Raw genomic sequence first — 24,649 nt, 5'->3', positions numbered from 1 at the left:
TTGGAAGTGCGATAGTGGTATGAAAAATACAGGCAAAACTATGCCGGATAAGAATATATAGATATCCCCTTGGGTGGGTTGTTGACGCTTTAATGTGGTGCTACAATACAGTTGTTTGTAAGGTGCGCGCCAGATAAAAATAATATTTTCACAGGAAAGGAAGTATATTTATGCATATACCTGAAAATTATTTAAGCCCGTCAACATGTGCTGTAATGACAGCAGCCATGCTTCCGGTGTGGGGATATTCTATTCATAAAATAAAAACAGAGATACCGAAATCAAAGATGCCGCTTCTTGGTATTGGGGCAGCCTTTTCATTCCTGGGAATGATGTTTAATGTTCCGCTTCCGGGCGGTACAACAGGACATGCAGTAGGGGGAACTCTTATTGCCATACTGACAGGAAGTCCTGCAGCCGGGTGCATAGCGGTTTCTATTGCTCTGCTGATACAGGCCCTTCTTTTTGGAGATGGCGGAATCCTTGCATTTGGGGCAAACTGTTTTAATATGGCATTTATATTGCCATATCTGGGCTTTTTCCTGTATAAACTTCTTTTGAAGAAAACAGGTATGCGCAAACTTAGCGCGGCAATTAGTTCATATATAGGTATTAATGCTGCGGCCTTTTGTGCAGCTGTTGAATTTGGTATTCAGCCACTGCTGTTCAAAAATGCAGAAGGCCAGGCTCTTTATTGTCCGTATCCGCTAAGTGTATCAATACCTGCAATGATGATCGGACATATTACATTATTTGGTCTGGCAGAGATTATTCTGACAGTAGTGGTACTTACCTTTGTTGAAAAAGTTACACCAAAAGCATTGGATGCTGTTCCGGATAAGACAGCATTTAAACCACTGTATATACTGATGGCTGTTCTCATCGTACTGACTCCTCTGGGACTTCTGGCAACCGGTACTGCCTGGGGTGAATGGGGTGCTGATGAAATCGCTGGTCTGGTAAGTGGCGGAAGCCAGCTTGGATACACTCCGTCAGGAATGACCAATGGATTTGAACTGTCAACTTTGTTTCCTGATTATTCTATGTCCGGGTTACCTGAGTGGACAGGATATATTCTTTCGGCTATTGTAGGCGTGGCACTTCTGGTGATCATTTTTAAGATTATTTCTTCAATGATGAAAGAGAAAGTTGATTTTAAAAAGAAGGCTGCATAACAGATGAATGATCATAAAAAAGAAGAAACTATGCTTCCAGACTGGATGTGTTCCGGAGAAACTTATGTTCCATCTAAAGATAAAGAAGCATTTTTAACAAAAAGTACGAAATCAGTTTTATCTGTGCTTGCAAAAATGCGGTTTTATGAAGGGAAGGATGGCAAATTTTCTGCCACTCCTTCTCTGAAACTGTTTTATACACTTCTATATATTGTTCTTACTGCATGTTCGGGAAATTATCTGTTTACTCTGATTATGTGTGCAGCAGTGACAGCCAGACTGGCGTTTTTTTCGGCAAAAGCTATCCGTCAGATCCTGAGAGGAACAGCAGGTGCGGTTCTGTTTTCTATATTGATCCTTCTCCCATCTGTATTTATGGGAACTCCTCAGACTTTAATGAATATTACTTCAAGAGTATATGTATCTGTAACTCTGGTTGGTATTTTATCATCAGGGACATCCTGGAATAAACTGACAGGGAGTATGAGAACTTTTCGGCTGCCATCCATATTTATTTTTACGCTGGATATTACTTTGAAATATATTTCGATGCTTGGAGAGATATGTGCAGCTATTCTTACGTCTGTCCGGTTAAGGTCAGTGGGAAAGAATCCTCAGAAAGCAAAAGCTTTGTCAGGTGTGCTGGGAATCTCATTTCTGAAATCTGGTGAAATGGCAGAAGAAATGCATGCAGCAATGTGTTGTCGTGGATTTACAGGAGAGTATAAGAAAAAACAGAAATACACGTTATGTGCAGCGGATATTTTCAGCACTTTTATTATGGCTGGATGTATTGTATTGTTCTGGTATCTGAACAGAAAGATATGATAATTGACAGGAAAAGACAGAAGAGGGCAGTTATGATCAGACTTGAGAATGTATGTTTTGCGTACGAAAAAGAAATTGCACTGAGATATGTGGATCTTTGCATAAACAGAGGGGATTCTATAGTTATTCAGGGACCTAACGGATGTGGAAAATCAACACTGATTAAACTATTGAATGGAATTATTTTTCCATCGGAAGGAAAATATTTTTATCAGGGACATGAAATTAATGAAAAGACATTAAAAAACAGCCAGTTTGCAAAATGGTTTCATCAGCAGATGGGATATGTGTTTCAGAATGCAGATACCCAGCTTTTCTGTGGAAGTGTGGAAGAGGAAATTGCATTTGGCCCGGTCCAGATGGGGCTTTCGGAAGCGGAGATTAAAAAAAGAACAGAAGACTGCCTGCACTTATTTGGATTGGAAAAACTAAGAGATAGACCACCCTATCATCTGAGTGGAGGGGAGAAAAGAAAGGTTTCACTGGCATGTATTCTTTCGTTGAATCCTGAGGTCCTGATTTTGGATGAACCTCTTGCAGGACTTGATGAAAAAACACAGGATATGCTGGTGGATTTTCTGCAGAGTTTTCATAAAGCAGGAAAAACGTTGATTACGATTACACATAACAGACAACTGGCTGAAACTATCGGTACCAGATTTGCCTGTATGAATGAAGAACATGAACTGAAGATACTATCATAATATTGATAATTATCTTTTCGTTAAAAAAAGTACTTCCTGCGGACGAAGTACTTTTTTTAATGAGTTTTTAGATGCGCATTGCGCGGAGGTCTGTGCACCTTTATTTGTTGTTTGACACAAATCTTTGTGCGGATACATGGATCATTAAGTATCTCGCTGACTGATATTTAATGATCTCTGCATTGATTATATTTTAACAAAATTATGGGAAAGAACAAGCCTCCCAGAGGGATTTCAAACCATGAAAAAAGTAGTATGAACTATGCAATATATGAATAGGTAAATATCCCCCAGGGGTGTTTGACAATTGTTTACGATCTGAATTTTACTTAGTTACTGTAGCCAGAAGTGCTTTAATATCTTCCATATCATCAGCAAAATAAATTCCCTGCTGACGATTTTCTGAGGACAGCCCCATCTTGATCATATGGTCAAGAAGCTGTTTCAGGCTGTCATAATATCCATTCAGATTATACAGAATACAGGGGGCATTAAGGTGTTTTAAGGAAACCATGGACATAACTTCTGCGATTTCCTCCAGAGTACCTGTGCCTCCCGGAAATGCAATAAATGCATCACCTAGTTCAATCATTTTTGCTTTTCTTTCAGCCATATCTTTTGTGACGATCAGTTCTGTGATCTCATCATACTGCAGTTCAGAATCTATAAAAAACTGTGGTTCCACGCCTGTTACTTTTCCTCCGGCATTCAGCACACTTTCTGCTATCTGTCCCATAAGACCGGACTTCGATCCGCCATATATCAGAGAATTTCTACTTTTTCCAATCCATGTTCCTAATTCCCGGACAGCATCTCCAAGTGCCGGATCATTCCCCTCCAAAGCTCCAAGATAAACGGTAATATTCATTGTAATTTCCTTTCTTTTGTCATGTACAGGTAATATCTGTACATGGCAATTGTTTTATATAACTGCCTCAAATAGCATTACCATCAGCGGCATTGTAATAATTGAGAACAGTGTAGTCATGACATTGATGGCACTGGCATAACGTGAATCATTTCCGTATACCTGGCACATCTGGGTTATTGTGGAAGCAGACGGTGTGATGATCGCCAGAAAGACAATAAGCATGATTTTATTTCCGTCTGCAGAGAACATAGCCAGATGGCTGATCTTAATCATTACAAGTGCAAGCAAAGGCACTGCAATCAGACGAAGAAATGATACAAAATATACTCTTTTGTCAGCAAAAATCTGTTTCAGATTCATTCCTGCAAACAGCATACCGGTTACGATCATACTGGCCGGTCCTATCATGCTGCCCACTGAGCCAAGAGTATTATTGATGATCTCCGGCAAATGGATTCTTGCGAAAAAAAGTACAACACCGATAAAAATAGAAATCATGTTAATATTTAACACAATCTTTTTCCAGTCGTAGGAAGATTCCCGGCTGATAATCTTTTTGCAGTGTGTCCACAGAAAGATAAGCTGCACACTCATAAAAACACATCCATATAAAACCCAGTCCTGTCCAAGAATAAAGGTCACAATGGGTACGATCAAATTTCCTGAATTAGAATAATAAACAGAAGCAATTTCCACTTCATTCAGATGCAAAAGCTTTCCGGCTATGGAGATAATGATCAGGAGAAGAACCTGGGTCATGACAGATGCAGCCAGAGCAAGCAGCAATCCCTTTACAGTATCCATCGTGTAATCTACCTGAAAAGCATTGATGATTACACAGGGAATGATTAGATAGAGAATGATTTTGGATAAAACCTTGCTGTCTTCATCTTTTACAAGCCCAACTTTCACGATCAAATATCCCATGAAGATCATAAGAAACAATTGAATGATCTGTTCCATGAGCAGTATGCTGATATTCATAAACTTATCCACCTCGTATTCTTAAAAATGTCCGTCATCGGAAATATTGTATTTACCCGATTTCTGATGTCGGAACTCATTATAGAACTTTCCCGGTTGCGGTTCAATAGTAATGTGCGAACAGAAACAGTTGCTGACAATATTTTACAGGAAGCAAACCACAGATTTGAGAAAGTGTTTCAGATTATATTATCAGACAGTTTTTCAGCGGAAATCTTATAGAACAGCATTCATAGTATATGTCAGGCTTATTGTTTATCAATAACGGCATCCGGAGAATTAAAGGATTACGAAGCAGATCTTAGCTGATTCTTTCTGGACATTCTGATAGTATTATGTCATACTTAAATATGCAGAGGATTGCGGGAGCTGCTTTGCAGCGGAGCAATTCGTGGATAACATCATATGTATTAATTAAAATGAACAGGAGACATCAGTACAATGTTAGATGAAAGGATATATGAGAGTTATATAGGAATCCTGAAGGAAGAAATGGTTCCTGCAATGGGGTGTACAGAACCGATCGCACTGGCATATGGAGCAGCCAGAGCACGAGAAGTTTTGGGAAAAGAACCGGAACATATCACCGCAAAATGCAGTGGAAACATTATAAAAAATGTCCGTTGTGTTATCATTCCAAACTCCGGCGGATTGACTGGAATTGAAGCAGGTGTAGTTCTCGGTGCAGTAGCCGGAAACGCATCCCTGAACATGGAAGTTCTTTCGAATGTAAATGAATTTGAAAGAAAGAGATGTCGTGAACTTTTGGATAAAAAGATATGCAAAGTAGAACTTCTGGACTCCCCGGTAGTCCTGCACTTTATCATAGAAATGCAGGCAGGGGATGACACAGTAAGTCTGGAGATCAAATACGATCATATAAATGTAACAAAGATCGTAAAGAACCAGGAAGTCCTGCTGGATTCAGATCATAAATCCGGTGAAACTCCGGCTGCAGCAGACAGAACTCTACTCAATCTGGAAGACATTAAAACATTTGCAGATACTGTAGAAATTGATGATGTCAAAGAAATTATAGAAAATCAGATCCGCAGCAATATGGCAATCGCTCATGAAGGAATGACTGGTAAATACGGTCTTGGAATCGGCCGGATAATACGCGAAACCTATTCCAATGATATGCTTACCAAAATGCGCAGCCTCACAGCCGCAGCTTCCGAAGCCAGAATGGGCGGATGCGATATGCCGGTAGTCATCAACTCAGGCAGTGGAAACCAGGGGATTGCCTGTTCCGTACCACTGATCGTGTATGCCAGAGAAATGGAACTTCCGGACTATGTACTTTACCGCGCACTGGTATTTTCTAATCTCTTAACTGTATACCAGAAACAGTATATCGGTAAACTTTCCGCATTTTGCGGTGCGGTATCCGCATCCTGTGCAGCCGGTGCGGGGATTACCTACATGGGAGGTGGCGAACTTTCAGTGATCAAGAAGACCATAGAGAATACTCTTGCCAATATTCCGGGAATCATCTGTGATGGAGCGAAAATATCCTGTGCAGCGAAAATCGCCGCCAGCCTTGATGCTGCATTCCTGGCACATCACCTTGCTATGAACGGTCAGTCCTATGCGCCATATACCGGAATACTCAAGGAAGAAGCCGGCGAAACCATCAGCTGTGTAGGACAGATCGGCAAAGAAGGAATGAAAGAAACAGACAAAGAAATTCTGCGGATTATGTTAGAGCGTGTTTGATTTTATGACAAAGTAAAAAAGAACGGTATATTCTCCTGCTGAAAAAAAGACATAATTGCACTGGTTTTGTGATAAGACAAGAAAAAATAATGACTATAAATTTCAATTCGTCTATTATGTTCATCTGAAAATAGGAATATAAATGACCTGAAACGAAAAAAGTATAATTACGGTCATCTTAAGAAACCGATGAAAATGACCTGAAACGAAAAAAGTACAATTACAGTCATGTATAGAAGAGAATATGAATGACTTAAAACAAGAAAAGCAGAATTACGGTCATCTTAAAATGAAATTATGAATGACTTGGAATAAAGAAAGTGAAGAATAGAGTCAATATAAAGAGATTTTTTGTTTGACTGAATTTGCTGAAAATAAAATTTAAGTCAAGGAACTTGAGAAAGTAAAAAATTTTTACGAGGTAAGCAGATAGATATGACTATATATGAGTATGGAAATCCAGATGCGGATACTGTTTTGATTCAGTTGACTGGTGATCATGAATTATCTGTTCTTAAGAATGAGGTTGAAGAAATCCGAAAACGGACTTCAACAGATTTCAGACTCATTGCTGCAAAAGTTGATGACTGGAATTATGAGTTGTCTCCATGGAAAGCACCAGCGGTGTTCGGAAATGAAGACTTTGGTGATGGTGCTGTCAGGACACTGGAGCAGATTCTGACATTATGCACAGACAAAAGCAGGACATATTATATCGGGGGATATTCTCTTGCGGGGCTGTTCTCGTTATGGGCAGCATATCAGACAGATGTATTTTCCGGCATTGCAGCTGCTTCACCGTCTGTCTGGTTTCCGGGATTTATTGAGTATATGAAGGAACATGAAATTAAAAGTGAGACAGTTTATCTAAGTCTTGGTGACAGAGAAGAAAAAACGAGAAATTCGGTGATGTCACAGGTTGGAAACTGTATCCGGATGGGATATGAGTGGCTTATAGAGCATGAGATAAATTGTAATCTGGAATGGAATCAGGGTAATCATTTTAGAGAACCGGATATAAGAATTGCGAAAGCATTTGCCTGGGTAATGGAGGGGAAATAATATGTGGATATTATTTGCATTTGGTTCTGCTCTGTTTGCAGGCTTGACAGCCATACTGGCAAAATGCGGAATCAGAAATACAGATTCTAATGTTGCGACGGCATTAAGAACCGGTGTAGTGTTAGTCTTTTCATGGCTTATGTTATTCATGGTCGGGGCACAAAGTGAAATCAGAGATATTTCGGCAAAAGTCCTGATTTTTTTGATTTTGTCAGGACTGTCAACGGGGATATCCTGGCTATGCTATTTCAAAGCACTGCAGATTGGAGATATCAATAAAGTAACACCAATTGATAAATCGAGTACAGTGATAACGATGCTGCTGGCTTTTATTTTTCTCAGGGAAGAAATAACGTGGCTGAAATTTGTTTCAATGATTCTTATCGGTATCGGTACTTATCTGATGATACAGAAAAAGGAAACAAAGGAAAAGGCAGAAGATAAGAAGTGGCTGCTTTATGCAGTCGGTTCCGCTGTTTTTGCCAGTCTTACCTCTATTTTGGGAAAGATTGGAATTCAGGATGTCAATTCAAATCTTGGAACTGCGATCAGGACTGCTGTTGTATTGGTGATGGCGTGGATTGTAGTATTTGTGACCGGAAAGCAGAATACGGTTAATAACATTGACAGAAAAAGCTGGCTGTTCCTTATTCTTTCCGGATTTGCAACAGGCGGTTCCTGGCTATGTTATTACAGAGCACTTCAGACAGGTCCGGCCAGTGTGGTAGTTCCGATTGATAAACTGAGTATCCTTGTGACCATTGCATTCTCATATATTGTATTCCATGAAAAACTGTCATTGAAATCAGGGACAGGACTGCTTCTTATTGTTGTTGGAACGTTAGCTTTGCTGATATAACTATTATAAAAAAGAAAGACTATCTGGAAAAGTATAATTGCGGAAACTGGCTTTTTCAGGTAGCAGAGGGATATTCAGATGGTATTTCAGATGCCAATGGAATCCTTTGACCCACGTTGTACGCTCGGGGACGGAATCGGAGAAAGCCTGAGAAATATGGGGATAAGCCGTACCGAAACCCGTAGAAAAGTGGAAGAACTTCTGGAAAGATGCGGCCTGGAAAAAGAATACGCAGACCGTTATCCCCAAATTGTATATTTATCCTGTGTCTGAAGTATATCAGACAGGACAGCAGATAGAGCAGAAATGTCTGAAGCGATTTTATTCGTGAAAGACATTTCTGCTTTTTGATTTCTTACTCAAAATGCCGTAAAATTTTGTGTTTCTAAAAATAAAGAAAGTGTCAAAAAGCACTAACAATTATTCAGAAATCTGTGATACAATGGAAAGTACGAAATATAGAAAATATCTGATATTATCCGTTTGACTGTTGGATATATCTCAGAATACAGATATATTGGATAAGGGAGAGACTATGAAAATAGAAAAAAAACTATGGATTATTCTGTTTGCATTTGGGATATTCGCCATTTGTTTTTCAGGTTGGATTTTCAGACAGAGTACGGCCAGAGAAAAATTGTTCTGGGATAATACGATCCGGTGCGAAACAAAAGAACTGAAAGAGGGAGAAATCAAAGCAGAGAATATTGCCCTGCCCAAAGACTTCGATGTTCCCAAATCTATCTTATTTAAAACCACCCACACCATTGCAGAAGTTTGGCTGGATGGAGAAAAAATATATGAATATGGAAATGAAGCGGATGCTCCGGGTTTTATGAAGACACCAGGAAGCTGCTGGCATATTGTGGATATTCCCGGAGACAGTTCAGGTAAAAACCTGGAGGTCAGAATTATTCCGGTATATGAGGGCTATTATGGAAATGAAGTCAGCCTTGTATGCGGAACACGAGGCGATTGTATTCTGAAAATCTTAACGGACAGTCTTGGAATTCCGGTGATCAGCTGTGGAATCCTGTTTGCCGCTGTTATCTGCATACTTCTCTATTGTGGCGCAGCGCGAAGAAAAAGAAGCGACAAGACAGAAGCGAAAATTGAGATTTTTTTAAATCTTGGATTTTTTTCATTGCTGGTCGCAGTATGGACACTGGTACAATGTGGTTTTCTGCAGTTTTTGATCCCGGATGGAAGAACCTTATATTTTGTGGAGTATTTTTCACTCTTTCTTTTTCCGGTGCCATTTAATTTCCTGTTATATGATATCTGCAAAAGCAGGTACCACAAAGGTGCATTGATTTTTTCCATCCTCTATCTTACAAATATGGCAGTCGATGTTTTGCTTCAGTGTACAGGAATTATTGATATGTCCCGGTTACTTTCTGTAATTCATGTTATTATGGTTGCAAATGTGGTTTACACAGTTGTGATCATTCTTTACGAAGCCGGAAAAAAAGAAAATGATGTAGCCCAAAAATTCCGGTATCCTATGTGCGTGGTCATGGGATTTGGAATGGCGGAAATGATTTTTTATTATTTAAGAAGATTTGAACAGATATCCATTTTGCTTTCCATGGGAACTATGCTGTTTATTATTATGCTGATCTGGATACAGGTTTCTCAATATTACGATCAATATATCCAGAAGCAAAAGGTGATTTATCTGCAGAAAATAGCCAATATGGATATGCTCACAGAGGCCATGAACCGAAATGCTTACGAGGATATGGTGAAATATCTGGATGAAGGTGAAATTAAACTGAGTACCACAGGTGTGGTGGTTTTTGATCTGGATGATCTGAAAGTGATAAATGATAATTTTGGACATGAAAAGGGAGATGAGGCGCTGAAGCTGTGTTATCAGTGTATCAGTCAGGCATTTCAGAATGTGAAGAACTGTTTCAGAATCGGTGGTGATGAGTTTGCGTATGTATATCACAGTGACGAGAAAGATATGATTCCGGAACGGCTGAAGACCCTGGAGCTGCTTCTGAAAAAAACAGCGAAAACACACAAGCTGGATTATCCGCTTAGTATATCAGCAGGATACGCTTATTATCAGCCTGATATAGATTTTGATTTTAAAGATATTGTAAGGCGAAGCGATACCATGCTGTACCGTCAGAAGCGCAGGAAGAAGATTGCGCGGTCAACTGATCCGGGTCACTTGCTTTCCCGTATGGAAAAGCATTCCACAGAGGAAATTACAGATGAAGTGATCCTGCAGGAGAAGAAATATCAGAGCATGCCCTTGGATGAGCTTTGCAGCGTGATCGATCTTCTGAGTCCGACCACAGATAATTACCCGTATGTGGTTGATTTCCGGACAGATTTTTATTACATAGCAAACCAGGCTCTTGACCGTTTCTGTATTCCGAAAAATAGTTTTCATAATGTGATTTCAAACCATAAAGAATTTGTATATGAACCTGATTATGAAAAAATGAAGGAGGAATTTGATAATCTTCTTAAAACAGACCGCTGTACACATAGCATGGAATATCGATGGCTGGATCTGAAAAAAGTGCCGGTCTGGATTCATTGCAAAGGATATCTGGTGCGGGATGATAATATGAAACCTCTTTATATGATTGGTTGTATCAATGAGATTGGAGAAAGACAGAAGGCAGATAATGTAAGCGGGTTATTAGGAGAGACAGGATTCCGGGAGTATATGGACCAACAGGACACTCCTCTGGAAACAGGATATCTGCTTCGGATTGGAATTGATCATTTTAAGGAAATAAATGATAACTTCGGACAGGAGTACGGTGACTTTGTGCTTAGGAAAACGGCTGATTGTATTTCCGGATGCCTGTCAGAAGGACAGAAAGTGTACAAGCTTGTGGCAGATGAATTTCTGATTCTGGATGTTTCTTCTGACCAGGTGAGGGATGCAGATAAACTTTATGATAAAGTGAGAGCTGCAACAGACAGATTTATTGAATCTAACGAGTTTAAGGTCATGTATACGGTTTCAGGAGGAATTGTGTCATTTGCGGCATTAGAGGGAAATCAGTATTCAGAAGCCCTGAAGCTGACGGATTTTGCTTTGAATGAGGCAAAGACGCTGGGAAGAAACCGCTGTTATATATTTGACGGAGAAACTTACAGGAAATTTCTTCGGAAGAGGGAGATTACCCAGGAACTGCGGGAGGCTGTGCTCAATGGCTGCCAGGGTTTTACGGCTTTTTATCAGCCTGTATTTGACGAAGATAAAAAAGTACCTTATGGAGCAGAAGCTTTAATGCGTTTTACTTCTGAAAAACTCGGGATGATTTCACCGGCAGAGTTTATTCCGATTCTGGAAGAAACCGGTCTTATTATTCCGGCTGGCCGCTGGATGATGAGAGAAGCTATGGGAAAATGCAGCGAGATCCGGAAAGTACTTCCAGGTTTTAGAGTGAGTATTAATATTTCCCAGGTTCAGGCATCCAAGTCCGATGTGATCCAGGATATCAGTGCAGAAACGAAAAGAGCAGGACTGCCGCTGGAAGCGTTGATCGTGGAATTGACAGAGAGTGACCTTCTGGAACAAAATATCAATGAGAAGCATTTTCTCACAGAACTGAGGCGGATGGGAATCAGTCTTGCATTGGATGACTTTGGAACCGGATATTCGAACTTCCATTATCTCAACGAGCTGAAACCGGAGATCATTAAGATTGACCGCTCTTTCACTGTGAAAGCAGTTGCAGATGAACAGGAATATTATCTGCTGAATCAGTTCTGCACCATGATCCATAATCTGGATATGAGGATTTGCATTGAAGGCGTGGAAAATGAGCAGGAATGGGCCATGATCCGAAAACTGTACCCGGAATTCACACAGGGATATTTCTGGGGGAAGCCTTGTGAGTATGAAGAATTTATGAGAAAATTTACAGAAAGCAGATTATGAGAAAGCTGGCGTGAATATTTCGGGCTACACTGAGGCTTTTTCATTTGTACAACAGGACTCGCAGACAAGCAAGTGGTGTAGTTATTTCAAACACATTCTGACAGGTAAGAAGAGGAGAAAATCAGATGAAGAAAAAATTTTTCAGGTTGTCAGCAGCAGGATTGCTTTTTTTTTCAGGGATTATGGAGATTGGCTGGCGTTTTTTTAACATGGTGGTCTGCTGCAAAAGAGGGGGAAGGAAAAAGGAAAGAAAGAAATGGTTTGAATTATCCCATATACGGGATAATCATCCCAGAAACGGATACGCAAAGGAATATGAGGAGAGCAGGGCATGGTGTGAGGCTCAGAAGATGCAGGACTGTTATATCCAAAGCGTGGATGGATTAAAACTCCACGGATTCTATCTGCCGGCAGAGCATGCAAAGCGGTTTGTTATCTTAAGCCATGGTTACAGGGGCAGCAGATTTGGTTCCCTGTCATTTATGGCAAAATATCTCCATGAGCATCAATGTAATCTTCTGTTTATGGAACAGCGATGTTGTGGAGAAAGTGAAGGAAAATATATTACCTTTGGAGCAAAGGAAAAATGGGATGTGCAGCGTTGGGCAATTTATGTGTCCGAGAGAAATGAGGAGAAGCTTCCAATCTATCTGTATGGACAGTCTATGGGAGCAGCCGCTGTACTGATGGCATCCGGATACAGGCTTCCGTCAGAGGTGAAAGGGCTGATCGCAGACTGTGGTTTTCAGTCTATGGAAAGACAGATGCGGGATATGGCTGACAACTGGTTTCATTTGCATTATATTCCTTTGCTTTTGAAGGAAATGAACTGTCTGTGCCATTTTGTGGCAGGATTTCGTATGAAAGATGCAGATACCACAGAAGCTATGAAAAGGAATACAAGACCTGTCCTTTTCTTTCATGGAGAGAAGGATACTTATGTGTACCCGAACAATTCATTCCAGAACTATATGCTGTGCAAAGCACCAAAGGAACTGGTCATTGTACAGGGAGCAAGGCATCTGTGCAGTGCCTATGCAGATCCGGAACTGTATCAGCGTACAGTGATGGAGTTTTTTGAGAAATATGATGGCAGTAATTCTGAAAAATAATGTGACTGTTTTCGACCGCCAAAGGCGATTACGAATGACAACAATCTCTGACCGGGACTTATCAGATGCGTTTTGTTAAATGCATGATAAGTCTCGGTCAATTTTATGTAAAGTGTTCATTAAGTGCGGAGGGTACTGGTATTTGGGAAAAATCTGTGCTATTTTTTGTCACGTAATTAAAAAAGTAATGTTGTAGCTGCCAGTACATTATTTTTAAAATAATTGTGGGCTACTGAACAAGTATGTAATGTTTTTGTACCCGGGAAAAGAGAAAAAACGGGTGATGGAGGTTAAATAAAGTATGACAAACTACTATCCTTTAACAGCAGCACAGAAAATGCACCATAACTGGATCATGGATTACGGTACACAGCAGGTATCCGGTGTCAGTGTTGTGGCGTCTGTACAGGCTGAACTGGATTTTGGATTATTAAAAAAATGTATTCAGATGGAGACAGAACGTTCCGGATGCACCAGAATCCGTTTTACGAAGCCTGATAAAGACGGAAATGTACAGCAATACCTTGTAAAACAGGATCCAAGAGATATCGGATTCAAGGATCTGTCAGGAATGGGAAGCCTTGCAAAAGCAGACGAGCTGATGCAGCAGTGGGCATACGAAACCTTTGACGGTGATGACATTCCCATGTGCGAGTTTACTATGCTGAAGCTGCCGGAAGGATATAATGGTTTCTTTGTACATATGGATCACAGACTGATCGATTCCTGTGGTCTGGTAGTAATGATCGGTGATCTGTTTCAGTTATATACCTATTATAAATATGGAACAGCCTATCCGCAGGAACTGGCAGACTTTGAGACAGTACTGAAAAAAGACCTTGCAAAAGCAGGCAACGAGAAACGTTTTGCAAAAGATAAGAAATTCTGGGATGATCAGCTGGATGCACTGGGCGAACCTCTGTACTCTGATATTCAGGGCCCGTCCGTACTGGAGGAAGCAAGAAAACGTCATGGAAATCCAAAACTTCGTTCTTCTGACATTGAGATGAAGGATCTGTTTGTGGCAGTTAAGGATTATTATCTGGAGCCGGGACCAACTAAAAATCTGATCGATTTCTGTATGAACCATCAGCTGTCTATGACAAACCTTCTTCTGCTTGGCATCCGTACCTATCTGTCAAAGGTAAATAACGGACAGGAAGATATCACTATCCAGAATTTTATATCCAGACGTTCTACTCATGATGAATGGACTTCAGGAGGAAGCAGAACTATCATGTTCCCATGCAGAACAGTGATCGCACCGGAGACAGATTTCCTTTCTGCTGCTTATGAGATTCAGAATATGCAGAATCGTATCTACATGCACAGCAATTACGATCCGGCATTTATTATGGATGAGATGAGAAAGAGATACAATACACCGGAGCATACAGGATATGAGAGCTGTTATCTGACTTACCAGCCAATGACTGTGAAGGTAGAGAATGAAATGCTTGGAACTATCCGTCAGCATGCAAAATGGTTTGCAAACGGTGCAGCTACCAAGAAGATGTATCTGACTGTATCCCATACAGAAGATGGAGGTATGAACTTCTCCTATCATTACCAGACTGCTCATCTGGAGGAACATGATATGGAACTGCTCTATTATTATATGATGCGTATTCTTTTCAAGGGAATCGCAGAGCCGGATATGAGCATCGGCGAAATTATGGAACTGGTTTAACTAAATCAATATCAGGAGGAAATGCAATGAATCAGGAAATGGAATTTAAAAATATTGTAGCACAGTATAGCAAGGTAGCACCGGAAGAAATGAATAATGAAATGAGATTCCGCGAGGATCTGGGTTTCAGTTCTCTGGATTTTATGTCCTTTTTAGGTGAGCTTGAGGATACCTTTGATCTTGAACTTGACGAGAGCGAAGTGCTGAAGATCACAACTCTTGGCGAAGCCTTAAATCTGCTGGAAGAACTTCAGTAATTTTTTTCGAAGCAAAACTTATAAAGATGTCAGGGTCAAGGATATTTTGTACCTGACAGGATATCCATAACTTGAACAGTTCAGAAAATAATGGGGGACAGATATGCTGATCAGAAATATATTAGAAGAAAGTGTACGTAAATTTGATGAAGTAAAAGCAGTAAAATGGCTCAAGAAAAAGGAAATTATGGAAAGAAGCTATGGCGAACTGATGGAAAATGTAGTTTCCACCAGAAAAGGTCTTCTTGCAGAAGGCTTTGAGGGCAAACACATTGCACTGATCGGAACCAGTTCTGTAGAGTGGATGGAAAGTTATCTGGGAATCATCACCGGATGTACCACTGCAGTACCGCTGGATGCCGCACTTCCCTGTGAGGATCTGATCGATCTGCTTAACCGTTCCGATTCCGTAGCTCTTTTCTTAAGTCCGAAGCTTAAACCATATCTGGATGCATTTCTTGAAAACTGCCCGAAACTTCAGAAGGTGTGGATGCTTCAGGAAGAGGTAGAAGATGCACCGGCAAAGGTATATGGTATTGGTGAACTTCGAAATGCAGGAAAGAGTGCATCATCAGATTCTGTCTGCCCGGATGCAGAGGATATTGCGACCATCATTTTCACTTCCGGAACAACAGGAAAGAGCAAGGGTGTTATGCTGACACAGAATAATCTGGCTTCCAATGTTGAGGCAGTAAAGATTACGGCAGAACCGGGAACTGCCGTGCTCAGTGTGCTTCCGATCCATCACGCATTCTGTCTGGTTATGGACTGGCTGAAGGGATTTTCACTGGGTGCAACTCTTTGTATCAATGATTCCCTGCTCCATATGGTAAGGAATATGAGTATTTTCAAACCGGAGATTATGCTTATGGTTCCAATGATGATCGAAACTATTTATAAGAGACTGGCTGCCGCTGATCCGTCAATTCCGAAGGCAGTTCTGGCAGAAAAGGTATTCGGTGGAAAATTGCGTATTATCTTTACAGGCGGTGCACATCTGGATCCATATTATATTGACCGTTTTGCAGAATATGGCGTCGAAGTACTGGAAGGCTATGGAATGTCAGAATGTTCCCCTGTTATCAGCAACAATACACCGGAAAATCATAAAAAGGGTTCTATTGGAAAACCACTTGAAAATGCAGAAATCAGATTCGAAAACGGTGAGATTCTGGTAAAGGGAAGCAGTGTTATGAAGGGATATTATCAGATGCCTGATGAGACAGCAGAGACTTTAAAGGATGGCTGGCTGCATACCGGTGACAAGGGATATATGGATGAAGACGGTTATCTGTTTATCAATGGACGTGTGAAGAACCTGATCATCCTGTCCAACGGTGAAAATGTATCTCCGGAGGAGATTGAGAATAAGCTGGCTCTGAATCCGCTGATAGGAGAAGTGATCGTCACAGGTGAGGACAATGGATTGACCGCCCGCATCTATCCGGAGCAGGCTGTTGTGGAAGCGAAAGCATTGGATGCAGAGGCAATTCAGGCACAGCTTCAGGCATTTCTGGATGAATATAACAGAAATCAGCCCACCTATCGCCGCATTACAGGATTGGTTGTCCGCAAAAATCCGTTTATCCGCAACACAACAAAAAAGATCAGGAGACAGGATGTCCTGATTGATGAGCCTCTGGAATAAGACAGAGGCTTAAGATAAAAGTGGAAGCATACCGGATAAAAAAACCTCAGACAGAATATCAGCGATCACTTCCGGTGCCAGATTAAAATTATCCCGGCTCCATTTGTGGAGAACGCCGATGGTACTGCCGATGGCGCAGGTGATCACATAGGAAACTTCTTCCTTTGTATGCCTGTCAGGCCTGGAATTAGATGTAGTTTCTGTAACATAATGATGGAGCATAGTCAGCATTTTTTCAAACAGATCATTGCCATGAGGCGTGCTCAAAAGACCGGACAGAAAAGGATTTTCCATGGTGTACCGGCACAGAGTCAGAAAATAGGAACTGCAGATATCCCGGTCATTTTTTGGCTGGAAATTTTCCATCATGGAAAAAACATCATGAATAGTTTTATCCTCAACTGCAGAGATCAGTGAAGGGATGTCCTGATAGTGATTATAAAAGGTACTTCTGGCAATACCAGCTGTTTTAGTGATGTCGGATACAGTAATCCTGTCAGGTTTCTTTTCTTTTAACAATTTGAAAAAAGCACCTAAAATGGCCTCGTCAGCCACAGAATATCTTTCATCGGGAATTACATTTTGCATAGTTGTTTCCCCCGGGAGTCTGTAAGTAATACATAAAGTATATCACAAATCTGACGATACAGCAGGTGCTTTTTCTTTTTTTTGAGAAATTTACGTTACTGTTCACTCCGTTCACAGTAACGTAGCCAAAATTCATTCCAGATTGCCTGCGGCAATGGAATTTTGGCTTGTATGTCTCGGGATAGTGGTGTGTGAACAGTAACAACAAATTTTCAATAATATATAAAGAATAGGTAAAGGCTTGATTTATGAAAGAGTAAATGATAGAATGATATTGGATAAAATATTGTCTAATTTTAATGAAATGGCGGAATTTTGGATAAAATAATATCCATAAAACAATAAAAAGCAAGGAGGGAAAATGGAGCAGTTTGTATGGGAAACAGCAGAGGAACTGGATCAGAAGCTTGCACAAAGGGTGCGTAATATCAGAAAACGACGCTCTATTTCTCAGGAAAAATTATCTTCCATGAGCGGAGTAAGCTATGGTTCAATTAAGAGATTCGAAACTACCGGACAGATATCATTGATATCACTGACAAAGATTGCCATGGCTTTGGATATTGCAGATGAGCTTAGAAATATTTTTACGCATGTTCCATATAAAGATATTCAGGAGGTCATAAATGAGGGAAGGTAATGCATTACAGGTATTTTATGATGAAAAACTTGTAGGAACACTGGCTATGACAGCTGACCATAAAGCTGCGTTTCAATATAGTGAAGAATGGATTGAAAATGGTTTTCCGATCAGTCCGTTTTCACTTCCCCTTAAAAAGCAGGTTTTTGTACCGACAAAAGATTATTTTGACGGATTATTTGGAGTATTTGCAGATAGTTTGCCGGATAATTGGGGGAGATTGTTGTTGGATCGTCTGCTACGTGCACATAAGCAGAATCCAGACAAATTAACAGTGCTGGATCGGCTGGCAATTGTTGGAAAGTCAGGTATGGGAGCACTTACCTATTATCCAGAGAAAAAAATAGATGAACAATATGGAGATGTGGATTTGGATGAACTTGCGGAGCAGTGCCGGAAAATACTAAATACGGAATACTCCGATAGATTGGATGAATTATATCGTCTCGGTGGTACAAGTGGTGGAGCCAGACCCAAAATTATGACTACAGTGAATGGAGAGGAATGGATTATTAAATTTCCTGCACATGTGGATGGAGAAAATGCAGGGAAGATGGAATATGATTATTCATGCTGCGCAAAAAAATGTGGTATTATAATGAGTGAAACCAGACTGTTTCCATCTGAGAACTGTGAGGGGTATTTTGGGATTAAGCGGTTTGATAGGATATCAGATAAAAATGGAACAAAGAGAATTCATATGCTGACAGCTGCTGCGTTGCTGGAGTTGAATTTTGAGCAGCCAAGCCTGGATTATCACAGTCTGATGAAACTGACAAAAATATTAACCAGAGATAATAAGAAAGATATGAGAGAGATGTTTCGCAGGATGTGTTTTAATGTTTTTGCACATAACAGAGATGATCATTCAAAGAATTTCACCTATTTATATAATGATGAAAAAGACAGATGGAGCCTGAGTCCGGCATATGATCTTACTTACAGTAACACATACTATGGAGAGCATACTACAACAGTTGACGGAAATGGACGTAATCCAGGCAGAAAAGAACTCCTGACTGTGGGAATTGCGGCAGGAATGAAAAAAGAGGTATGTATAGAAAGTATGGATATGGTAGAAAAGTGTGTGAAAAATATGCTGGGAAGATATCTTTAAAGAAATCGACATGTGGAATAATTTGTTACTTGGAGGACAAAAAATGACTATTAGAAAAGCAGAAGAAAAAGACATTCTAAGAATAATTGAACTGTTGGGACAGGTATTGCAGATCCATGCAGATATAAGACCTGATATTTTTATTCCCGGTACCACAAAATATACTGTAAGCGAATTGACAGAGCTATTAGGAAAAGAAGAAAAACCCATATATGTAGCAGTGAACGAGGAAGATGTTTGTGTAGGATATGCATTTTGCCAATTACAGGAACAGCCTTTTTCAACTAATATGGTACCGTTTAAGTCTCTTTTTATAGATGATCTATGTGTTGATCAGCAGGCACGAGGACAGCATATCGGCGAGAGTTTGTTTGAATATGTAAAAAATGAAGCAAAGCGAATGGGCTGTTATGAAGTGACACTGAATGTATGGGCAGGAAATACTTCAGCCGAAAAGTTCTATAAAAAAATGGGTATGAAAACAAAAGAAAGGCAGATGGAATATATCCTGGAACATTGATGCGTTGTATAGCATATTTGAGAAGTCTATCTGCGAAATTACAGAGATATCCGATGGATGAATCTGATCAGTCAAACAGTAAATATTAAAAGAAAATGCAAATCAGGCACAAGTTATATTTCGGAAACTTGTGCCTGATTTTTACAGTGTTATTTGGAAATTACAGGTGCTTTTGTCCGATATTTTTAGCATTGATATAATTTATGATCATGTCTGCTGCATCGGAAATATCAAGTTTGCCTGTATCAATAGACAGTTGATACTGGTTGGCGTCTTCCCATTCTTTGCCTGTGCAGAATTTGTGGAAAGATGCTCTTTTCTCATCCACTTCCTTTATCAGCTTTGCAGCTTTTTTCTCATTAATACCGTCCCGTTCCATTACACGTTTGATACGGCAGTCTTTATCTGCGTGAAGAAAAACAGTAGTTGCCTCAGGATCATTTGCATAGATCGCTCCTGAACAGCGTCCGATGATTACGGCAGATTTTTGCTGCGTAAGTTCACGTATAAGTTCAAAAGATTTTTCCATCGGATTGCTTTCTCCGTAGCTTACAGCAATGCTGTAGAGCAGGCTGTTTACTGCCTTTTCCTGGAAAAATTCTTTGTTTTCGTCAAGCTTTCCAAGTTTTTTGGCCTCTTCTTCCAGCTTCTTTCTGTCATAGAGTTCCAGTCCAAGTCTGGAAGCCAGTTCTTTTCCTATTTCATGTCCGCCGCTTCCGCACTGTCTTGCTATTGTAATAATCATATCCCATGCCTCCTGTGCAATGATGTTGCATTTATTTACTGTCAAAGTACTTTTTCGGAATTATTATACTCAAAAAAAATCGAAATGTATATGCCAAAATCTACTATAAATTGCCTTCGCAAATCCTGATATTCTGGTACTTATGGCAAATTGGTCTGACAAATATTTACTTAATAGAAACATTAGACAAATACTTTATATTGAGATATGATGAGAATTGTGGGAGCTGCTTTGCAGCGGAGTATTTGAAGCAGCTACGATCCATTATGCTGTTGCAAAAATATTCGGACCACTTTTGTTTGGAAGAGGATGGTGCGGATATGCCTGTTGGACAGCTATGGTGTTGGACTTTTTACCATATAAAAAGCCTCAGGCTGCAAGAAAAAAGATAGGTTTCATCCGGTATATTACATTTGCATTTTCGTTCTCTTTCGTGGTGCTACTTTTTCTGAATCACGTAGAGAATATGGAGAAAATCATGTTTATAGCTTTTATCGTGGGGAATATTCTGTATTATATTGTGGGGATTATTCTGGCATTCCTATTCAAAGATAACAGAGCGTCCTGTCACGATCTTTCTGAAACCTATGAGCTATTTCTCTGTAGTCAGGGTTAAGTGTGACAAAGAGAAGTGTATTTCATGTGGAAAATGTAAAAAAGTTTGTCCGATGAATGTTGATATAACCGATAACTCCAGAAAACGGAAAAACGGAACAGAATGCATTTTGTGTATGGAATGTGTCAAAACCTGTCCGAGGAAAGCACTTTGAGCCGAATTTCTTGCAGGATGTACTTTGGTGTCAGCTGTTACTGAGAACGAAACGAACAGTAGCGTAAGACCCATGTTAAATATAGTTAAACCTCAGTAAAGTCTATTGAACTTTTTTCTCAATGTTTCTATACTTTCCAATGTAATGAACACCCGATCTGTAATCGTGTGATGAAATATTCATTTCATTTGCAGGAATTCTGATTACATCACCATGTACTCTATTGGGAGTGAACTGATGCAAGGGATTTACGCAAGTATGGGAGTGATCATAAAAGGATGAAAGTAAACAAAGCAGATGAATTCTATAAGATATTAGAGAGAAAATCCATATATCCGGTGTTTCAGCCAATCGTCAATTTACAGACAGGCAGGGGTTCCTGCTTCTGATATTGTATTCGAAATAACAGAGAGATCAGACATAGAAAACTATCAGATATTGCAGCAGATCATGAAACATTATGCAGATCAGGGATATGAGATAGCATTGGATGATGTGGGAGCTGGACATTCAGGCCTAAATCGTGTAGTGAATACCACACCTGACTATCTGAAAGCGGATATAGAACTGGTAAGGGATATTCACAAGTATAAGAAAAAAGAGATCATGATGAAACTCCTGTTGGATTACTGTAATGCAACAGGAGCAATTCTGATCGCAGAAGGGATAGAAACAGTACAGGAGCTGGAATGTCTGCACAGCCTGGGAGTGCATTACGGCCAGGGATTTTTCCTCGGAAAACCAGAACGTGCATTTGGAAATATCAGTGCTGAATCGGAAGAAATATTAGAGCGATTAAATCGGAGAAAGAATATTTTATTTTTGGATATATCAGGCAAATAAGCCATTCATTTTTCTACATTTTTCAACAATAAATCCGAAATTACACCAGTTGATTAATCCCTGAGAGTTGTGTATAATTATAAAAATAAAGTTTTCTAGTACATCGTTTCGTAAATAACTATACCAATCGCGTAGGATGCGGATTCGAGTGTGCTGGTATAAAAACGCAGGCGTAGCGGGCTACGCTGAGGCTTTTAGACCTGTGCAATCGGATTCGCAGACAAGTGAGTGGTATAGTTATTTCGAAAACGATGTACTAGAATTGAGGAGTGGGTTATGGATCGCTTAGCACTTATTTTTGATAAACCAGCAGAAGCCTGGAATGAAGCGCTGCCCCTTGGAAATGGAACCATGGGAGCAATGTCCTATGGAAGATTTCAAAATGAAAGAATAGAATTGAATCTGGATTCGCTTTGGTCTGGAAATGGAAGAAACAAGGAAAATCCCAACAAAAATGTCGACTGGGATCTTTTTAGAAAACACATTTTTGCAGGGGATTACCAGGGAGCAGAGAATTATTGCAAAGAAAATGTGTTAGGAGACTGGACAGAAAGCTATCTGCCTGCAGGAACGCTTTCCATTAATGTGAAAGAACCCATTCAAAATGGAAACAGCTTTTATAGAAGAGAACTGTGCCTGACGAATGCAACTGAAAAAATAGAATTCTGCCAGGATGATTTGATTTATCAAAGAGAATTTTTTGTGAGTATGTCAGAACCAGTGATGGCAATTCATTATCATACTTCTCCAAATTGCAATCTTGAAATGTCAATAACACTGGAAAGTGAAATAAAGCACAAATCTGCTTTTTTTGCAGAAAATGGAATTATATTAGAAGGGCAGGCACCCATTTATGTTGCACCACCTTATTATTCCTGCGAAGTTCCTGTCGTTTATGAAGAGGGGCAGGGAATCCGTTTTGCAATTGGATTATATGTACAAACGAACGGTGGAAATGTATATCAGCAAGCGGATAAGCTTTTTATAAATACTCCAAATGATGTGTATATTTACGTGTCCGGAGTAACTGATTTTAAACAAAAAGAACTCTTTTTTTCAAAAAGAAACTGTATGATGGAAAACATCCAGCACATTCAATATGAAAAGCAAAAAAAGGCGCATATGGATGTATACGCAAATTATTTTGATAGGATGCATCTTGACATTAATTATACACCCGATAATGAACTTGCATTAAAAATGTTTCATTATGCCCGCTATCTGATGATCTGTTCATCTGTACCCGGTTCACAATGTACAAATCTTCAGGGAATCTGGAATCACCATATGCGTGCTCCCTGGAGCAGTAATTATACTGTAAATATTAATACGGAAATGAATTACTGGATAGCAGAAAAAGCAAATTTAAGTGACTGTCATATGCCTTTGCTTGAACTTATAGAACGTACCTCAAAAAAAGGTGAAAAAACAGCTCAGGATGTTTATCATCTGGCTGGCTGGGTAAGCCACCATAATCTGGATATTTGGGGACACTCAAGCCCGGTTGGACAATTTGGACAGGACGAAAATCCCTGTACATATTCCATGTGGCCGATGAGTTCTGGATGGTTATGCTGTCATTTATGGGAACATTACTGCTATACATTGGATGAAGCTTTTTTAAAAAAGAAGGCATTTCCGATTATACAAGGGGCCGTAGAATTTTACCTGGGCTATCTGGTACCTTATAAGGGATATTATGTAACTGCTCCCTCTACTTCACCTGAAAATACATTCCTTGCACCAGATATGACGACACATAGTGTTACGTTTGCGTCAACAATGGATATCAGCATATTGAGAGAACTGTTTGGATTATATTTAAAAGCATGTGAAATTCTGGGAGTAGAAGATTTTACAAATGCAGTCAAAAATGTGCTTCAGAAACTTCCTGCCTATAAAATTGGGAAAGAAGGGCAGCTTCAGGAATGGTTTTATGATTACCCGGAAGCAGATATCAATCACAGACATATTTCTCACCTGTTTGGATTATATCCTGGGAACCAGATTCATAAAGAGAATGAACCTCTTATAGAAGCCTGCAGAACTTCTTTGGAAAGGCGTGGGGATAAGGGAACCGGCTGGTGTATGGCGTGGAAAGCCTGCCTGTGGGCAAAACTTGGAGATGGAAATCATGCCCTGACTTTATTAAAAAATCAGCTTCGCTTAACAAGAGAAGAAGCATGCAGTCTGGTAGGTGGCGGGATATATCCGAATATGCTTTGTGCCCATCCTCCGTTTCAGATTGATGGTAATTTTGGATTTGCTGCTGCTGTGCTGGAAATGCTAGTTCAGTATGAAGAGCAGAAAATTGTTTTTCTTCCGGCATTACCAGATGAATGGAAAGATGGGATGGCAGAAGGCGTGAAAGCGCCTGGTAATATCACACTTAATTTCAAGTGGAAAGAAAAACGGGTTACGGAAATAAATCTGAAATCTCCAATTGATGCGAAACTGGTAATCTTATATAATGGTATGGAAGAAGAAATCGTCCTGAATGCTGGAAGCAGTTATCAGAAGACGCTGATATAAAGAATATATTATGATATATGAAAGGCAGGATATCTTGTGATTATAAGACATCCTGCTGTTTTATATCAG

General features: G+C 39.9%; 21 protein-coding genes and 1 pseudogene. 18 read left to right on the top strand and 4 right to left on the bottom strand.

Annotation, left to right across the window (positions count from 1 at the left end; translation table 11 throughout):
* The first annotated feature begins 170 nt into the window (after nt 1-170).
* From cbiM to NQ550_RS16100, 3 genes are read left to right on the top strand one after another with little or no spacing between them, the layout of a single operon-like run.
* A complete protein-coding gene (cbiM, locus tag NQ550_RS16110; protein ID WP_025577526.1) occupies nt 171-1,175 on the top strand; it encodes a cobalt transporter CbiM in 1,005 nt (334 codons plus the stop codon).
* A 3-nt stretch (nt 1,176-1,178) separates the two neighbouring features.
* Nucleotides 1,179-2,003: an energy-coupling factor transporter transmembrane component T family protein gene (locus tag NQ550_RS16105; RefSeq protein WP_025577524.1), complete on the top strand. Its 825-nt coding sequence runs from the start codon at nt 1,179-1,181 to the stop codon at nt 2,001-2,003.
* A 32-nt stretch (nt 2,004-2,035) separates the two neighbouring features.
* A complete protein-coding gene (locus NQ550_RS16100) occupies nt 2,036-2,707 on the top strand; it encodes an energy-coupling factor ABC transporter ATP-binding protein (protein ID WP_025577521.1) in 672 nt (223 codons plus the stop codon).
* A 325-nt stretch (nt 2,708-3,032) separates the two neighbouring features.
* Here NQ550_RS16100 and NQ550_RS16095 read toward each other — a convergent pair whose 3' ends face one another.
* Nucleotides 3,033-3,575: an LOG family protein gene (locus tag NQ550_RS16095; protein ID WP_025577519.1), complete on the bottom strand. Its 543-nt coding sequence runs from the start codon at nt 3,573-3,575 to the stop codon at nt 3,033-3,035.
* A 54-nt stretch (nt 3,576-3,629) separates the two neighbouring features.
* Nucleotides 3,630-4,562: an AEC family transporter gene (locus tag NQ550_RS16090; RefSeq protein ID WP_025577517.1), complete on the bottom strand. Its 933-nt coding sequence runs from the start codon at nt 4,560-4,562 to the stop codon at nt 3,630-3,632.
* A 441-nt stretch (nt 4,563-5,003) separates the two neighbouring features.
* Here NQ550_RS16090 and NQ550_RS16085 point away from each other — a divergent pair, with 441 nt between their 5' ends.
* From NQ550_RS16085 to NQ550_RS16045, 9 genes are all read left to right on the top strand, one after another.
* Entirely contained in the window at nt 5,004-6,281 is a 1,278-nt protein-coding gene (locus tag NQ550_RS16085; RefSeq protein ID WP_025577516.1) for an L-cysteine desulfidase family protein, read from the top strand.
* Nucleotides 6,282-6,716: 435 nt separating this feature from the next.
* Nucleotides 6,717-7,343 (top strand): alpha/beta hydrolase, encoded by a 627-nt coding sequence (locus NQ550_RS16080; RefSeq protein WP_025577514.1) that lies wholly within the window; start codon nt 6,717-6,719, stop codon nt 7,341-7,343.
* 1 nt (nt 7,344) lies between these two features.
* Entirely contained in the window at nt 7,345-8,202 is an 858-nt protein-coding gene (locus tag NQ550_RS16075; protein ID WP_025577512.1) for an EamA family transporter, read from the top strand.
* A 78-nt stretch (nt 8,203-8,280) separates the two neighbouring features.
* Nucleotides 8,281-8,475 (top strand): hypothetical protein, encoded by a 195-nt coding sequence (locus NQ550_RS16070; RefSeq protein WP_025577511.1) that lies wholly within the window; start codon nt 8,281-8,283, stop codon nt 8,473-8,475.
* Between the two features lie 262 nt (nt 8,476-8,737).
* Entirely contained in the window at nt 8,738-12,118 is a 3,381-nt protein-coding gene (locus tag NQ550_RS16065; RefSeq protein WP_025577509.1) for a bifunctional diguanylate cyclase/phosphodiesterase, read from the top strand.
* Between the two features lie 125 nt (nt 12,119-12,243).
* Nucleotides 12,244-13,230, top strand: a complete 987-nt coding sequence (locus NQ550_RS16060) for an alpha/beta hydrolase (protein ID WP_025577507.1) — start codon at nt 12,244-12,246, stop codon at nt 13,228-13,230.
* A 301-nt stretch (nt 13,231-13,531) separates the two neighbouring features.
* The gene (locus NQ550_RS16055) at nt 13,532-14,920 is read left to right on the top strand and encodes a condensation domain-containing protein (RefSeq protein ID WP_008706732.1); all 1,389 of its coding nucleotides are present in this window, start codon (nt 13,532-13,534) and stop codon (nt 14,918-14,920) included.
* A gap of 26 nt (nt 14,921-14,946) precedes the next feature.
* On the top strand, nt 14,947-15,177 hold the full coding sequence (locus NQ550_RS16050; protein WP_008706731.1) for an acyl carrier protein: 231 nt from the start codon (nt 14,947-14,949) through the stop codon (nt 15,175-15,177).
* 103 nt (nt 15,178-15,280) lie between these two features.
* On the top strand, nt 15,281-16,825 hold the full coding sequence (locus NQ550_RS16045) for an AMP-binding protein (protein WP_022381332.1): 1,545 nt from the start codon (nt 15,281-15,283) through the stop codon (nt 16,823-16,825).
* Nucleotides 16,826-16,834: 9 nt separating this feature from the next.
* Here NQ550_RS16045 and NQ550_RS16040 read toward each other — a convergent pair whose 3' ends face one another.
* Nucleotides 16,835-17,413 carry a TetR/AcrR family transcriptional regulator gene (locus NQ550_RS16040; RefSeq protein ID WP_022381333.1) on the bottom strand — a complete coding sequence of 193 codons (579 nt, stop codon included), beginning with the start codon at nt 17,411-17,413 and terminating at the stop codon, nt 16,835-16,837.
* Nucleotides 17,414-17,774: 361 nt separating this feature from the next.
* Between NQ550_RS16040 and NQ550_RS16035 the strand changes: the two genes are divergently transcribed.
* From NQ550_RS16035 to NQ550_RS16025, 3 genes are read left to right on the top strand one after another with little or no spacing between them, the layout of a single operon-like run.
* Entirely contained in the window at nt 17,775-18,053 is a 279-nt protein-coding gene (locus NQ550_RS16035) for a helix-turn-helix domain-containing protein (RefSeq protein ID WP_008706728.1), read from the top strand.
* Complete coding sequence (locus tag NQ550_RS16030; protein WP_022381334.1) at nt 18,040-19,170, top strand: type II toxin-antitoxin system HipA family toxin; 1,131 nt, start codon at nt 18,040-18,042, stop codon at nt 19,168-19,170. The genes NQ550_RS16035 and NQ550_RS16030 overlap by 14 nt, the downstream gene beginning before the upstream one ends.
* A 43-nt stretch (nt 19,171-19,213) precedes the next feature.
* Nucleotides 19,214-19,690, top strand: coding sequence for a GNAT family N-acetyltransferase (locus tag NQ550_RS16025; protein WP_022381335.1), 477 nt, complete (start codon nt 19,214-19,216; stop codon nt 19,688-19,690).
* Nucleotides 19,691-19,850: 160 nt separating this feature from the next.
* Here NQ550_RS16025 and NQ550_RS16020 read toward each other — a convergent pair whose 3' ends face one another.
* Nucleotides 19,851-20,435 carry a cytidylate kinase-like family protein gene (locus NQ550_RS16020; protein WP_022381336.1) on the bottom strand — a complete coding sequence of 195 codons (585 nt, stop codon included), beginning with the start codon at nt 20,433-20,435 and terminating at the stop codon, nt 19,851-19,853.
* Between the two features lie 220 nt (nt 20,436-20,655).
* On the opposite strand from NQ550_RS16020, the pseudogene NQ550_RS16015 reads away from it, so the two are divergent.
* The 3 genes and pseudogenes from NQ550_RS16015 to NQ550_RS16005 form a co-directional block, all read left to right on the top strand.
* Nucleotides 20,656-21,205: pseudogene (locus NQ550_RS16015) on the top strand (4Fe-4S binding protein); the annotation flags it as partial.
* 333 nt (nt 21,206-21,538) lie between these two features.
* A complete protein-coding gene (locus tag NQ550_RS16010) occupies nt 21,539-22,048 on the top strand; it encodes an EAL domain-containing protein (protein ID WP_326929117.1) in 510 nt (169 codons plus the stop codon).
* Nucleotides 22,049-22,324: 276 nt separating this feature from the next.
* A complete protein-coding gene (locus NQ550_RS16005; RefSeq protein ID WP_025580038.1) occupies nt 22,325-24,580 on the top strand; it encodes a glycoside hydrolase family 95 protein in 2,256 nt (751 codons plus the stop codon).
* The last annotated feature ends 69 nt before the right edge of the window (nt 24,581-24,649 follow it).

The sequence above is a fragment of the Blautia wexlerae DSM 19850 genome (assembly GCF_025148125.1).
GTDB classification, from domain to species: domain Bacteria; phylum Bacillota; class Clostridia; order Lachnospirales; family Lachnospiraceae; genus Blautia_A; species Blautia_A wexlerae.
Note: the sequence above shows the minus strand (reverse complement) of the source record. Positions and strands in the feature narration are given on the sequence as shown.

Coding starts and splice junctions, on each gene's coding strand:
- cbiM (WP_025577526.1), top strand. CDS start 171: ATGCATATACCTGAAAATTATTTAAGCCCGTCAACATGTGCTGTAATG.
- NQ550_RS16105 (WP_025577524.1), top strand. CDS start 1,179: ATGAATGATCATAAAAAAGAAGAAACTATGCTTCCAGACTGGATGTGT.
- NQ550_RS16100 (WP_025577521.1), top strand. CDS start 2,036: ATGATCAGACTTGAGAATGTATGTTTTGCGTACGAAAAAGAAATTGCA.
- NQ550_RS16095 (WP_025577519.1), bottom strand. CDS start 3,575: ATGAATATTACCGTTTATCTTGGAGCTTTGGAGGGGAATGATCCGGCA.
- NQ550_RS16090 (WP_025577517.1), bottom strand. CDS start 4,562: ATGAATATCAGCATACTGCTCATGGAACAGATCATTCAATTGTTTCTT.
- NQ550_RS16085 (WP_025577516.1), top strand. CDS start 5,004: ATGTTAGATGAAAGGATATATGAGAGTTATATAGGAATCCTGAAGGAA.
- NQ550_RS16080 (WP_025577514.1), top strand. CDS start 6,717: ATGACTATATATGAGTATGGAAATCCAGATGCGGATACTGTTTTGATT.
- NQ550_RS16075 (WP_025577512.1), top strand. CDS start 7,345: ATGTGGATATTATTTGCATTTGGTTCTGCTCTGTTTGCAGGCTTGACA.
- NQ550_RS16070 (WP_025577511.1), top strand. CDS start 8,281: ATGGTATTTCAGATGCCAATGGAATCCTTTGACCCACGTTGTACGCTC.
- NQ550_RS16065 (WP_025577509.1), top strand. CDS start 8,738: ATGAAAATAGAAAAAAAACTATGGATTATTCTGTTTGCATTTGGGATA.
- NQ550_RS16060 (WP_025577507.1), top strand. CDS start 12,244: ATGAAGAAAAAATTTTTCAGGTTGTCAGCAGCAGGATTGCTTTTTTTT.
- NQ550_RS16055 (WP_008706732.1), top strand. CDS start 13,532: ATGACAAACTACTATCCTTTAACAGCAGCACAGAAAATGCACCATAAC.
- NQ550_RS16050 (WP_008706731.1), top strand. CDS start 14,947: ATGAATCAGGAAATGGAATTTAAAAATATTGTAGCACAGTATAGCAAG.
- NQ550_RS16045 (WP_022381332.1), top strand. CDS start 15,281: ATGCTGATCAGAAATATATTAGAAGAAAGTGTACGTAAATTTGATGAA.
- NQ550_RS16040 (WP_022381333.1), bottom strand. CDS start 17,413: ATGCAAAATGTAATTCCCGATGAAAGATATTCTGTGGCTGACGAGGCC.
- NQ550_RS16035 (WP_008706728.1), top strand. CDS start 17,775: ATGGAGCAGTTTGTATGGGAAACAGCAGAGGAACTGGATCAGAAGCTT.
- NQ550_RS16030 (WP_022381334.1), top strand. CDS start 18,040: ATGAGGGAAGGTAATGCATTACAGGTATTTTATGATGAAAAACTTGTA.
- NQ550_RS16025 (WP_022381335.1), top strand. CDS start 19,214: ATGACTATTAGAAAAGCAGAAGAAAAAGACATTCTAAGAATAATTGAA.
- NQ550_RS16020 (WP_022381336.1), bottom strand. CDS start 20,435: ATGATTATTACAATAGCAAGACAGTGCGGAAGCGGCGGACATGAAATA.
- NQ550_RS16005 (WP_025580038.1), top strand. CDS start 22,325: ATGGATCGCTTAGCACTTATTTTTGATAAACCAGCAGAAGCCTGGAAT.